The organism is Acinetobacter sp. ANC 4169 (genome assembly GCF_002135355.1).
Taxonomy (GTDB): domain Bacteria; phylum Pseudomonadota; class Gammaproteobacteria; order Pseudomonadales; family Moraxellaceae; genus Acinetobacter.
Window position 1 is genome coordinate 121778 of record NZ_NEGE01000008.1, and the last position, 12088, is coordinate 133865.

The 12088-nt window shown below is 44.1% G+C and carries 11 protein-coding genes; all 11 read right to left on the reverse strand.

Annotated features, from left to right (window positions below):
• Positions 1–40 precede the first annotated feature (40 nt).
• A complete protein-coding gene (locus tag B9T26_RS07940; protein WP_086199177.1) occupies positions 41–772 on the reverse strand; it encodes a cold shock domain-containing protein in 732 nt (243 codons plus the stop codon).
• A gap of 87 nt (positions 773–859) precedes the next feature.
• Positions 860–1153: a cold shock domain-containing protein gene (locus tag B9T26_RS07945; RefSeq protein ID WP_086199178.1), complete on the reverse strand. Its 294-nt coding sequence runs from the start codon at positions 1151–1153 to the stop codon at positions 860–862.
• A gap of 85 nt (positions 1154–1238) precedes the next feature.
• Positions 1239–1874 (reverse strand): uracil phosphoribosyltransferase, encoded by a 636-nt coding sequence (upp, locus tag B9T26_RS07950; RefSeq protein WP_086199179.1) that lies wholly within the window; start codon positions 1872–1874, stop codon positions 1239–1241.
• A 121-nt stretch (positions 1875–1995) separates the two neighbouring features.
• Positions 1996–3489: an NADH-quinone oxidoreductase subunit NuoN gene (gene nuoN, locus B9T26_RS07955; protein ID WP_086199180.1), complete on the reverse strand. Its 1494-nt coding sequence runs from the start codon at positions 3487–3489 to the stop codon at positions 1996–1998.
• 3 nt (positions 3490–3492) lie between these two features.
• Positions 3493–5097 carry an NADH-quinone oxidoreductase subunit M gene (nuoM, locus tag B9T26_RS07960; RefSeq protein WP_171262958.1) on the reverse strand — a complete coding sequence of 535 codons (1605 nt, stop codon included), beginning with the start codon at positions 5095–5097 and terminating at the stop codon, positions 3493–3495.
• 7 nt (positions 5098–5104) lie between these two features.
• On the reverse strand, positions 5105–7000 hold the full coding sequence (nuoL, locus tag B9T26_RS07965; protein ID WP_086199182.1) for an NADH-quinone oxidoreductase subunit L: 1896 nt from the start codon (positions 6998–7000) through the stop codon (positions 5105–5107).
• On the reverse strand, positions 6997–7305 hold the full coding sequence (gene nuoK / locus B9T26_RS07970; protein WP_004651041.1) for an NADH-quinone oxidoreductase subunit NuoK: 309 nt from the start codon (positions 7303–7305) through the stop codon (positions 6997–6999). The genes nuoL and nuoK overlap by 4 nt, the downstream gene beginning before the upstream one ends.
• The gene (gene nuoJ, locus B9T26_RS07975) at positions 7305–7823 is read right to left on the reverse strand and encodes an NADH-quinone oxidoreductase subunit J (protein WP_171262959.1); all 519 of its coding nucleotides are present in this window, start codon (positions 7821–7823) and stop codon (positions 7305–7307) included. The genes nuoK and nuoJ overlap by 1 nt, the downstream gene beginning before the upstream one ends.
• A complete protein-coding gene (gene nuoI / locus B9T26_RS07980; protein ID WP_086174877.1) occupies positions 7823–8365 on the reverse strand; it encodes an NADH-quinone oxidoreductase subunit NuoI in 543 nt (180 codons plus the stop codon). Before nuoI ends, nuoJ begins: the two co-directional genes overlap by 1 nt.
• 18 nt (positions 8366–8383) lie before the next feature.
• Positions 8384–9400 carry an NADH-quinone oxidoreductase subunit NuoH gene (nuoH, locus tag B9T26_RS07985; RefSeq protein ID WP_086199184.1) on the reverse strand — a complete coding sequence of 339 codons (1017 nt, stop codon included), beginning with the start codon at positions 9398–9400 and terminating at the stop codon, positions 8384–8386.
• Positions 9401–9403: 3 nt separating this feature from the next.
• Positions 9404–12082 (reverse strand): NADH-quinone oxidoreductase subunit NuoG, encoded by a 2679-nt coding sequence (gene nuoG / locus B9T26_RS07990; protein ID WP_086199185.1) that lies wholly within the window; start codon positions 12080–12082, stop codon positions 9404–9406.
• Positions 12083–12088 lie beyond the last annotated feature (6 nt).

A 12088-nucleotide genomic window follows, 5' to 3' on the forward strand; every position in this document is an offset into this window, starting at 1 on the left:
TCCCCTCAATAAAAAAAGCGCCGCAATGGCGCTTTTTTTTTTACCAACGTGAATCGTTTTCGCAAGGTATGCCATCCCCATCTCCGTCCATTTTATGATTAGGACAGTTTTGCACATACCAAACTGCTTCTGCTCTTGAATTCATTTGACTGCAATGCTGCCGCTCATCACATTTAAATTGGGTTGTTGCTAGCTTAATACCATTTTGCTGGTCAATACTGGCACTGATTTTTTCTGAGCGCGGTTTATTGGTATTGTAAGTGTCAGCCGCTAAATTACGCTGCCCTTGTTCCGACAGAACCGCTTCGGGTAAATCGCCCAGCGCTTCTCGCTGTTCTGACACAATACGCTGTTGCTCTATGATCAACTGTTGTGCTTTCTGCTGCTCTGCAGTGCGATAATCCTGATATTTTCCATAGCCCATCACAGCTCCCACCGCCATGATGATCAATGCAATACCAGTCAAGATTTTGCCTGCGTGTCCACCTTTATGATAACGTGGCGAAGCAGCCGATTTTTTGTTGCCCGATGGTTTGGCGGCTATGCTATCTATTGAAGCAGATTGTATGTCCAATCGCACAATACGATCGGCTTTGAATTTACCGTCATCTTCAGCAATGATAAATTTTAAGTTCTCACCGACTTTAGGTTCGATACTGCTATTTGGTACATCTTGAATGTGAAAGAACACGTCTTTCACATCTCCCTCCACTGCTATAAATCCAAAACCACGCGCAGTGTTATAGGTTTTGACTTTCCCCTGAATAAACATAAAACACTCTTTTTCATTTATATTTTTTCTTATTATAATAAAAAAGAGACTAAAAAGTCTCTTTTCCATTCAGATCATTTGCAATGATCAGCGCTTAAAGTTAGACAGCAAAGCTGATGTAATCGATTGGTTGTGTGCAGCAACCTTGGATTTTTTTGCTTTCGCAGAATTGTCTTCGACACGCTCAATTTTAACAGCTTTATATTTATCGCCATTTTGAACAACATGGAACTTCACGCGTTCGTTACGTTTCGGTTCACCATCAGCAGCTGGGAAATCTGAAATATGGAAGAATACGTCACCTTCTTCTGACCCAATAAAACCGAACCCTTTTGCAGCGTCGTATTGCTTTACTTTGCCCTGATACAATTCATCTTTCATGTTTTTCTATCCTATTCTAAAAATCCATATCTACAGTATATAAAAAAGAGGCTGTATCAGCCTCTTTTTTTGGTTCTATCAAAAATTAGTCTTTTTGAACTGAACCAAAGATTTTATCGCCTGCATCGCCAAGACCCGGAACGATATAACCATTTTCATTTAAACCATCATCAATAGATGCTGTAAAAATAGTCACATCCGGATGTTTTTCTTCTACTTTCTTAATCCCTTCTGGCGCAGCAACCAGAACCATCACGCGGATATCTTTACAGCCGCTGGCTTTTAATACATCAATAGCTGCAACCAATGAAGAACCGGTGGCCAACATTGGGTCAATGATCATCGCCAAACGGTTTTGTACGTCTGGTACCAGTTTTTTATAGTAAGTACGTGCCTGCAAGGTTTCTTCATCACGCTCAAGACCCAGTACCGATACTTTGGCACTTGGAATCAGGTTCAAGAAGCCATCTAACATACCGATACCAGCACGTAAAATTGGCACAACTGTAATTTTTTTACCCGCAATACGGTCTACTGTAACTTTGCCATTCCAGCCATCAATTTCATGATCACACATCGGTAAGTCTTTGGTTGCTTCATAAGTGAGAAGCATGGTGACTTCTTGAGCAAGTTCGCGGAAGTTTTTTGTACTAATGTCTGCACGGCGTAGCAAACCAAGTTTATGTCGAATAAGGGGATGACGGATTTCATGAATAGCCACGGGAGAACACCTAAAAGATGAGATAAAATTTCGACTATTATAAATGTTTTTTATATTTCTTATAAACAAAAAGCCTCCTTAGTTAGGAGGCTTTTTGCTAAAAACTTATAGTTTTTTTAGATTACTGTTGTGAGAGCATGAAATGCAATGGAGATAAAATCTCGGCTTGAAGCGCTAACTTAATGATTGGATCTGGGTAAACACCAATAACCAATACAGCAAGTGCCGCAGCCAGCACCATAATACCACCCACTTTTTGACCCCAATGTTTGTCGGCATCAATACGTGGAGTATCCGGCGGAGTCATGTACATCACCACCATCACACGCAGGTAGTAGTACAAACCGATACCAGAACCGACAATGATCATTGCAGCAAGGAACCAGTGCTGAGTTGTTACTGCAGCCATTACCACCAGGAACTTACCAATGAAGCCCGCAGTCAATGGAATACCTGCAAGAGACAACATCATCACAGTCAAGGTCGCAGTCAATACTGGACGACGCCAGAACAAGCCACGGTAATCTGCAAGGCTTTGTGCTTCATCAGTATTGTTGAACGGACTTGACATTAATGCTACAGCACCAAAGGCACCGATAGTCGTCAACACATAAGTGATTACGTATACAGACACGTTACCCAGGCTTGCATAAGTCATGCTGATTAAACCAATCAACAAATAACCGAAGTGTGCAATTGAAGAATAACCCAGAATACGTTTCAAGTTCACTTGACGTACCGCAAGGAAGTTACCCACCAGGATAGAAAGCACCGCAATAATCGTGATGATGGTTACGATTGACTCTACCAGGATTGCACCTGAACTAAGTAAATAACGTACGAACAAGCCAATCGTCGCTACCTTGGCAACAGTTGCCAGGAATGTAGCGATTGGTGCTGGTGCACCTGCATAAACGTCTGGTGTCCATTTGTGGAATGGAGCAAGAGACAATTTAAATGCAACGGCAAAGACAATTAAGCCTAGACCTAAAATCACCATTGGCTGCTTGATAGCTTGCATCAATGCCTGAACGTTGTCATAGAAAGATAACGAACCGGTATATGCATAAATATATGCCATACCCATCAACAACATTGCAGAAGCCGTTGCTGAAAGTACAAGATATTTAATACCCGCTTCTAAAGATTGCGAACGCTGATGTGTATAAGCCAACAGGCCGTATACAGGAATCGACATCAACTCAAGGCTAATGAAGAACGCTGCATAGTGAGAGCTTGCAACCATCAGCATTGCACCCGCTACCGAACACAGCATCAAGATGTAAAGTTCTTCACGGTTATCTTTATAGCTTTCAATATAAGCATGTGACAAGGTACAGCAAGCCAGTGCAGCAACCAGAATCACCAATTGATAAAGCAAGGTAAATGGATCAACCATAAACATGCCCATCACGTTCGACGGTGCAAAAGCACCACCGAACATCGCAATCAGGACGTATGCTGCAGCAAGGTTTAAACCGACTACAGATGCAGTTGCAATTAAATTATGGTTACGCTTAATTGCAATAAGAAGCATCACTACGATCGCAGTTAAAGCCACGATCATCACAGGAGCTAATGGCATAAGCTCAGAAAATGACATTGTGAAGTTCATGGCTTATTGGATCTCCACATTTTGTTGAGATACGACTTGTTGAGTCGCATCGACAACTTCTTGAACTGGGATATAGCTGTTTGCTAACCACGCCATGCTTGAATTTGAAATATCAAGGAAGCTTTGTGGGTAGATACCGAGCCATAGTAGACCAAAAGCACACACTAACAAAATAACAATTTCACGCGCATTCAAGTCTTTCAATGGGTTTGTATTATGTTGTTTTTGCTCTTCATTTGGCGTACCAAACAATGCTTTGTGAATCAGGATCAAACCGTAAAGACCGGCCAACACCAAGCTGATTGCTGCCAAAATAGTAAAGGTTGGGAATTTACCGAATGAACCCATCAAAATCAGGAATTCACCAATAAAGTTACCTAGACCTGGAATACCGACAAGTGCAGCAACAAAGAACATCAAGAAGAATGAAAGGTATTGGAACTGACCACGCATACCGCCCATTAAACGTAAATCACGTGTATGTAAACGCTCATACACTTGACCACACATAATGAACAATGCAGCAGATGAAATACCATGTGCCAGCATCATGATCATTAAGCCTTGGAAAGTCAGAATATTACCGGCGTAAAGCGCAAGTAATACAAAGCCCATGTGCGAAATAGATGTATACGCAAGCAAACGTTTCATATCGGTTTGTTGGAAAGCACACCAAGCGCCGTAGAACACACCAATTAAACCGAAGATGATCGCGATGTCTGCAAACTGTGCAGAAGCTGCCGGGAAGAACGGAATAACAAAACGAAGCAGACCGTATGCAGCTGTCTTAATCAAGATACCTGCCAAGTCGACAGAACCTGCTGTCGGTGCTTGAGCATGCGCATCTGGTAACCAGCCATGCAATGGGAACACTGGAAGTTTTACAGCGAAACCAATGAACATACAGATCATCAAGGCATAAGCCACTGATGGCAATTGTGCATCAAGTGTATTCGCCACACCTAACAGGTAGTTGTAATCGAATCCAATCATGCCAGTCATCATGTATCCATAAACCACAAGGCCTAGAATACCAATGAGCATGATCAAACCTGCTACCTGGGTATAGATGAAGAATTTGGTTGCAGCATAAACACGTGATTTGTTGTCCGCACCTTTATGACCCCATAACGCAATCAGGAAGTAGATTGGTACAAGCATCATCTCCCAGAAGAAGAAGAACAGGAACAGGTCAATCGCCAGGAATACACCGATTACCCCACCCAAAGACCATAAAAGGTTAAGATGGAAGAAACCAACATTCTTTTGAATCTCACCCCATGAACAGCCTACTGCAAGTACACCAAGTAATGCAGTCAAGCCAACCATAAGAAGTGAAAGACCATCCACCGCAAGGTGAATGTTAATGCCGAGAGTTGAAATCCAAGGCAACATGAATTCGGCAGCCCAAGTTGGAACTTTTGCGCCGAGTTCGTAGTTATAAGTACCCGAATTCCAAAGCGCAACGGTTAGGCCCAAAGTAATGAGCATACCGAATAGCGCAATGTAACGTGGTAATTTGTCGTTGAACTTGTCAACTAACCAGCAAATAAAACCTGCAATGAACGGTACGAGGATCAGCGCGGGTAAAATCCAGTTGTTTGTGATTTCCATCTTATTTCCCCACTACCTGAATCACGATCAGGATCATCAGCAATACCACTACACCGAGTGACATACTTGATGCGTATTCACGCAATGAACCTGTTTGACGCGAGCTGGTGAAGCTATGACCACCTTTCACAATGGCAGGAAGCACTAACCACAAACCATCAATCGGATCACGACCTAAAATTTTCGCAATCAGCAAATATGGTTTCACAAATACGATGTTATACAACGCATCAAAACCAAGTGCATTACGGCAGATATTAGCAAGACCAGCACCGAATGAAGTACGGGCAAAAGCTTTCACTGTATTATAAGCAAAGGCAAATAACACAATACCCACCACCAGGCCGGCAAGTGCGATACCTACAGCTGTATATTCGGCACCGTGTACACCTGCTTCAAGCGCTTCAGGAATCACAAATGCTGGAATATTGGCTTTGGTTAATGCAGCTTCTACTGGTGCTTTCAAGAAGTAAGCCAGACCAGTTGAAAGTACCGCCAAGATACCCAACGGAGCCCAATAAGTTGCGCCTTTGATTTCGTGATACGGTGTGTTTTCTTTGCCAAAGAATACAACCCAGATTAAACGGAATGTATAAATTGAAGTTAAGAATGCACCCGCCACACCTGTCCAGTACAAGCAGTTATATACAGGAAGATTTGCAATATGGCTTTGAGCCCAAACTGCACCAAGGATGGCATCTTTAGAGAAGAAGCCGATGGTCAAGAATGGAATTGCAGCCAACGCACCGCCACCAATCGCGAAGCAGGCAAACAGGAATTTGTTATGTTTGAACAAGCCACCCATTTTGAAAATGTTTTGTTCGTGGTGGTAAGCCAGAATCACCGCACCCGAAGACAAGAATAATAATGCCTTGAAGAATGCGTGTGAAAGCATGTGGAACAGACCAGCCTGGTATGCTTCAGCACCTACAGCCATGAACATATAACCGAGCTGACTCATGGTTGAGTAAGCCAGAATACGTTTGATGTCGGTTTGAACCAATGCAGCAAAACCAGCAACAATCAATGTTACCGCACCAGTGATCGAGATAAACATCATCACTTCTGGTGTCATTTCAAGCACGGAGAACATACGGCAGCACAGATAAACACCTGCTGTTACCATTGTTGCAGCATGGATCAATGCAGAAACAGGTGTAGGACCTGCCATCGCATCGGCCAACCATGTTTGTAATGGAATTTGCGCAGATTTACCGGCAGCACCCAAGAACAACATTAATGATGTCCAGATCGCAAGTGAATGGTCACCAGCTAGAACTTGAGGTGCATTGGCAACGATTGTTCCAATATGCAAAGTACCAAACTGTTGGTAAAGCAAGAACAATGCAATCAGCAAGAATACGTCACCAATACGGGTTACGGTAAATGCCTTGATTGCTGCAAAACCATTTTCAGGGTTTTGGTAGTAGTAACCAATCAACAGGTAAGAACACAGACCTACGCCTTCCCAACCCAAGAACAATAACGCCAGGTTATCGCCAAGAACGAGCAGCAACATGCTTGCTACGAACAGGTTGAAATAAGAGAAGAAGCGCGCGAAGTCTTCTTCACCGCGCATGTACCATGATGCAAAGATGTGAATCAAGAAACCCACACCGGTGATCATACCGGTCATGAGTAAAGACAAGCCATCTAAATGCAGGCTCATGCCCGGTGCAAAACCACCAACATTGAACCAAGTCCAAAGATGTTGAACTTGGGCCACTGAACCATTGCTTACAAAGCCCATGCCAGCAATCAGTGCAAATAAAGCAGATAAACCGACTGAACCGACACCAATGATGGCTGCTACATTTTCAGGAAGCTTGTTACGCCCCGCCGCTAAGAGGACAAAACCAATGAGCGGAAATAATACTGTTAAATATAAATAACTCATCCGCGCATCTCACTAGCAGCATCCACATCCAAATGATGGAAGCGATGGTAGAACTGAAGGACGATCGCAAGACCAATACAAGCCTCTGCAGCAGCAAGAGTTAAAATCAGGATAAACATAATCTGTCCATCTGGCTGTAACCATGCACTACCCGCCAAAACGAACGCAAGCGCAGCTGCGTTCATCATGATTTCAAGGCTCATCAACATAAATAATAGGTTGCGTCGTACCATTACACCGTAAAAACCCAGTGCAAAAAGAATGGTTGCAACGATCAAACCATGTTCTAAAGGAATGTTGCCCATTATTCTTTTTCCTCTTTTGCACTTGGTTCACGTTTACCTAAGTGGAATGCTGCAACGAGGGCTGCAAGCAATAACATTGCGGCAACTTCTACCAATAGTAAGTAGTGAGTAAAGAGCGCTGTACCTACAGCTTTAGGTCCCACAACTTGAGTGCCCATCACAGGACCTGCGGTTGTGTAATCTGAACCAAGCATCCAGACAAGCGCCAAGCCCATCAGGAAACTCATCAATGCTGGATATGCCCATGCAGATGACGTCAGCCATTTACGTTCCTGTTCAACCGTATGTTGACCAAGATTCAGCATCATCACCACAAACACGAACAACACCATGATTGCGCCAGCATAAACAATAATTTCAAGCGCACCGGCAAATGGCGCGCCCACGATCATGAACATGCCTGCAACTGCAAGCAATGACACGATCAGGCTTAATAAAGCATGTACAGGATTCGCGTTAGTGACAACACGAACCGTAGATACAATGGCCACGAGTGCCATCAAATAAAATGGCCACATCATGGTAATAAGCTCCGTACGTCAACAGGTGCACTTTCACGTTGTGCCTGACCTTTGTCTTTACCTGTAACTGCCATACCGGTTACACGGTAGAAGTTGTAGTCCGGATATTTACCAGGACCTGAAATGAGCAAGTTCTCTTTCTCGTAAACCAAGTCTTGACGAACGTATTCACTTAACTCGAAGTCTGGTGTCATTTGAATTGCAGTCGTTGGACATGCTTCTTCACACATACCGCAGAAAATACAACGAGAGAAGTTGATCCGGAAAAACTCCGGATACCAACGACCATCTTCTTTTTCTGCTTTTTGTAGTGAAATACAGCCCACCGGACAAGCCACCGCACATAGGTTACAAGCAACACAGCGCTCTTCGCCATCCGGGTCACGTGTCAAGACAATACGACCACGAAAACGTGGCGGAACAATTTGTTCACCCGGTACTTCTGGATAAAGAATAGTGTCACGTTTACGTGTCACGTGGCTGAAGACCATCCACAGTGAACGTACGATTGACCCGAATCCAGCTAGAATTTTATACATTTTGTACTCCCTGCTGTCCTAGGCCTGATTCATCAGAATCACAGCACCAGTCACCAACAAGTTGACCAACGCCAATGGCAAACAAATCTTCCAACCAAAGTTCATCACTTGGTCATAACGTGGACGCATTAATGAACCACGTGCCAAGACAAACATCATCACAAAGAATGCTGTTTTGATAATGAACCAGAATACTGGTGGAATAAATGGAATTTCTAGGTTAAATGGTGCTAACCAACCGCCAAAGAATAAAGTGACGATTAATGCTGAAATAAGAACCACGTTTACATATTCTGCAACGAAGAACATACCCCATTTCATACCGCCGTATTCGACGTGATAACCTTCAGCCAATTCTTGTTCAGCTTCCGGTTGGTCAAATGGATGACGGTGAGTTACAGCAACACCTGCAACAATAAAGATCAAGAAACCTAAGAATTGTGGAATCACAAACCAAACATCGCGTTGTGCTTCAACAATTTCACGCATGTTGAATGAACCGGCAATTGCCACCACACCCATCAGCGAGATACCCAAGAACACTTCATAAGAAATGGTTTGAGCCGCAGAACGTAGACCACCCAATAACGCATATTTGTTATTTGAAGACCAGCCACCGAACAACACTGCATAGACTGCAATACCTGCCATTGCCATAAAGAACAACAGGCCGATACTCATGTCTGCTACGCCCATTGTTGGACTTACAGGAATCACCATGAATGAAAGCACTGCAGTCGCCATCGCAACTGCTGGTGCTAAACGGAAAGTCAGTTTGTCGGCAAACTTAGGTGTCCAGTCTTCCTTGAACATGATTTTCAGCATGTCGGCAACGATCTGGAACATCCCCCCGGGACCAACACGGTTTGGACCGTAACGGTCTTGCCATAACGCAAGTAAACGACGTTCGATGAATGACATCAACGCAGCGACAAGCACCACTACAAGCAAGATCACAATCGCTTGAACCACAGAATAAGCGATTGGCCAGTTCTCAGCCCATAGCGGTGTTTGACGTATAATTTCTTGATTCATGAATTACACTCCTACCGCGACTGAGACAGGTTCTGCAAGTGAAACCGTTGGTGCAAGACCAATTGGATAACCGATATAACCCGTAGGTAAATATTCGATCACTTGAACTGGAAGGCTAATGGTTGCCTCGCCTGCTTTCACAGTAATTTTTTGACCATCTTGAACGTTTAGACGCGCAGCATCCTGTTCACCCACTGCAAATACTGCTTCAGGAATACGCGATTCCATTGCAGGTGTTTTCACAGTGAATTCACCAGAACCAAAAATGTGATGCATCGGCACTAAACGGAAGCTTTCAGCATTTACCAGTACTGGTGCTGGAGCAACGAATGTACGTACAGGACGTTTAGCCAAACGATCGAATAAACGAATACCTGAATCACCGCCTTTTAAGTGACCACCCACGTTATCCTGGAATTTGTTCCAGGCTTGTGGAGAGTTCCAGCCTGCAGACCATGCGAACGGAACCAGTGAAGATGGGGTTTCATTACCCACATAACCTTCCATAGAGAATGTTAATGCAGAATCGACGTCGATCGGCTGTTTAGGCTCATGCACTGAAAGTGGTGCACGCATTGCAGTACGACCTGAGTAACGACGTGGTTCACGCGCAATCTTCAAGCCATGGATACGGTAACCCGCATCTGGCGCTACATCTTGAATTGCTTCAAGTGCAGGAACATTTTTCACTACGGATTCAATAACATCGTCAAGCAATGTCCAAGAAATCGCTTTGCCTTTCACGCCAGTTTCAATGGCATGTAACCAGCGCCATGATTCTTTGATCGCAAGTTCAGGTTTGTAGTAGCTTGGGTCATACACTTGGTAGAAACGTTGTGCACGGCCTTCTTGCGATACCACAGTACCATCACCTTCCGCGAAGCTGGCAGCTGAAAGCACAATATCCGCTTTCTTCACTGTTTCAGTTTCAGAGTGATCTAGAACAATCACTTCTTTGCCTGAAAGTGCAGCATTCACTTGTGCAGCTGGTAAACGACGGTAAAGGTCATTTTCAACAATTACAACAGTGTCGTAATCTTGAGCGAAAGCTTGTTCTAAGCTTTGACCACCGAAGATTGCCAAGCCCATTGAGTTCACTTCAGGAACTGTCAATGTTAAGCCTGCATTACCAAGGTTCTGAGCCACTTGTGCAGCAGCTTCCATGATTGCAGCATCTTGCAAGCTTGTACCAGAGATGATCAATGGTTTCTTCGCAGCTTTTAAGGTATCCGCGATGGTTTGTGCAAACGCTTTAGCATCGTCATCTAAACCAAGAATGCTTTCGCCTTTAACACCAGCAGCAACCGCAAAGCCTAAACGTGCAATATCGTTTGGAGAAGCAACCACTTCACCTGTTGCAACGTCAGCTAAACGTGTTTGTGTAGCAGCAAGAATGAAGATTGGAGATTTTTCATCTTGACCAATACGTTGTACCGGTTCAGCCAACCATTCTTGGGTACGGCGCTCTGCAGCCATTTCTTTGGCTTTGTTTTTCGCAGCCTGACGAACAGACAATGCCATACGTGGCGCAGTTTGGGTTAAGTCTTCACCTAAGATGAGCACTGCATCATAGCTTTCGATTTCACGCATGGTCGGGTTATAGACACCCTCGGTTTGCATGATAGAAGCTGCAAGTTCAACCAGGCTTTGCTCTTTTTGCGACATACCGGTTGAGTAGTTGTCTTGACCAACAAGTTCGCGAAGCGCGAAGTTAGTTTCAAGCGATGCACGTGGTGAACCAATACCTAGAACTTTTTTGCTCTGGATATTTGCAATCACGGTATCTAATGCCTGATCAACTGAAATAGTCGTTACGTTGGCACCATCACGCAATTGTGGTTGACGTGGACGGTCTGCACGGTTCACATAACCTGTACCAAAACGACCTTTGTCGCAAAGGAAATATTGGTTAACGTCACCATTGAAACGGTTTTCTACGCGGCGAAGTTCGCCATAACGCTCACCCGGAGAGATGTTACAACCTGAAGAACAGCCTTGGCATACGCTTGGCGCATACTGCATGTCCCACTTACGGTTATAGCGTTCAGAGTGAGTTTTGTCGGTAAATACACCTGTAGGACATACTTCAGTCAAGTTACCAGAGAATTCAGACTCTAAAGTACCTGATTCTGGACGACCAAAGTAAACTCGTGATGCACTTGCATAGACACCAAAGTCTGTACCACCTGCATAATCTTTGTAGTAACGCACACAACGGTAGCAAGCAATACAACGGTTCATTTCGTGTGAAATGAATGAGCCTAGCTCCTGGTTGTAATGAGTACGTTTGGTGAAACGGTAGCGACGACGATCATGCTGTGTCATCACAGTCATATCTTGCAAATGACAGTGACCACCTTCTTCACACACTGGACAGTCGTGTGGGTGATTCGTCATCAAGAATTCTACAATTGAAGCACGGAAGTTTTTCGCTTCGTTATCTTCAATTGAGATATAGGTATTGTCAGAAGCAGGTGTCATACATGACATGACCAAACGACCACGGGTATCTTCCGGATTCGCGTATTGAGTCACGGCACACTGACGGCAAGAGCCGACAGAACCTAAGGATGGATGCCAACAAAAGTATGGGATATCAATGCCAAGACTCAAACATGCTTGTAGCAAGTTTTCCGAGCCGTTGACTTCATACGATTTGCCATCGACATGAATTGTAGCCATAGTCGA

Bases quoted from the DNA above. Each gene is read 5' to 3' on its own strand.
- nuoH (WP_086199184.1), bottom strand. From the start codon at position 9,400: ATGAATCAAGAAATTATACGTCAAACACCGCTATGGGCTGAGAACTGG.
- B9T26_RS07945 (WP_086199178.1), bottom strand. From the start codon at position 1,153: ATGAAAGATGAATTGTATCAGGGCAAAGTAAAGCAATACGACGCTGCA.
- nuoG (WP_086199185.1), bottom strand. From the start codon at position 12,082: ATGGCTACAATTCATGTCGATGGCAAATCGTATGAAGTCAACGGCTCG.
- nuoK (WP_004651041.1), bottom strand. From the start codon at position 7,305: ATGGGCAACATTCCTTTAGAACATGGTTTGATCGTTGCAACCATTCTT.
- B9T26_RS07940 (WP_086199177.1), bottom strand. From the start codon at position 772: ATGTTTATTCAGGGGAAAGTCAAAACCTATAACACTGCGCGTGGTTTT.
- nuoN (WP_086199180.1), bottom strand. From the start codon at position 3,489: ATGAACTTCACAATGTCATTTTCTGAGCTTATGCCATTAGCTCCTGTG.
- nuoI (WP_086174877.1), bottom strand. From the start codon at position 8,365: ATGTATAAAATTCTAGCTGGATTCGGGTCAATCGTACGTTCACTGTGG.
- nuoL (WP_086199182.1), bottom strand. From the start codon at position 7,000: ATGAGTTATTTATATTTAACAGTATTATTTCCGCTCATTGGTTTTGTC.
- nuoJ (WP_171262959.1), bottom strand. From the start codon at position 7,823: ATGTGGCCATTTTATTTGATGGCACTCGTGGCCATTGTATCTACGGTT.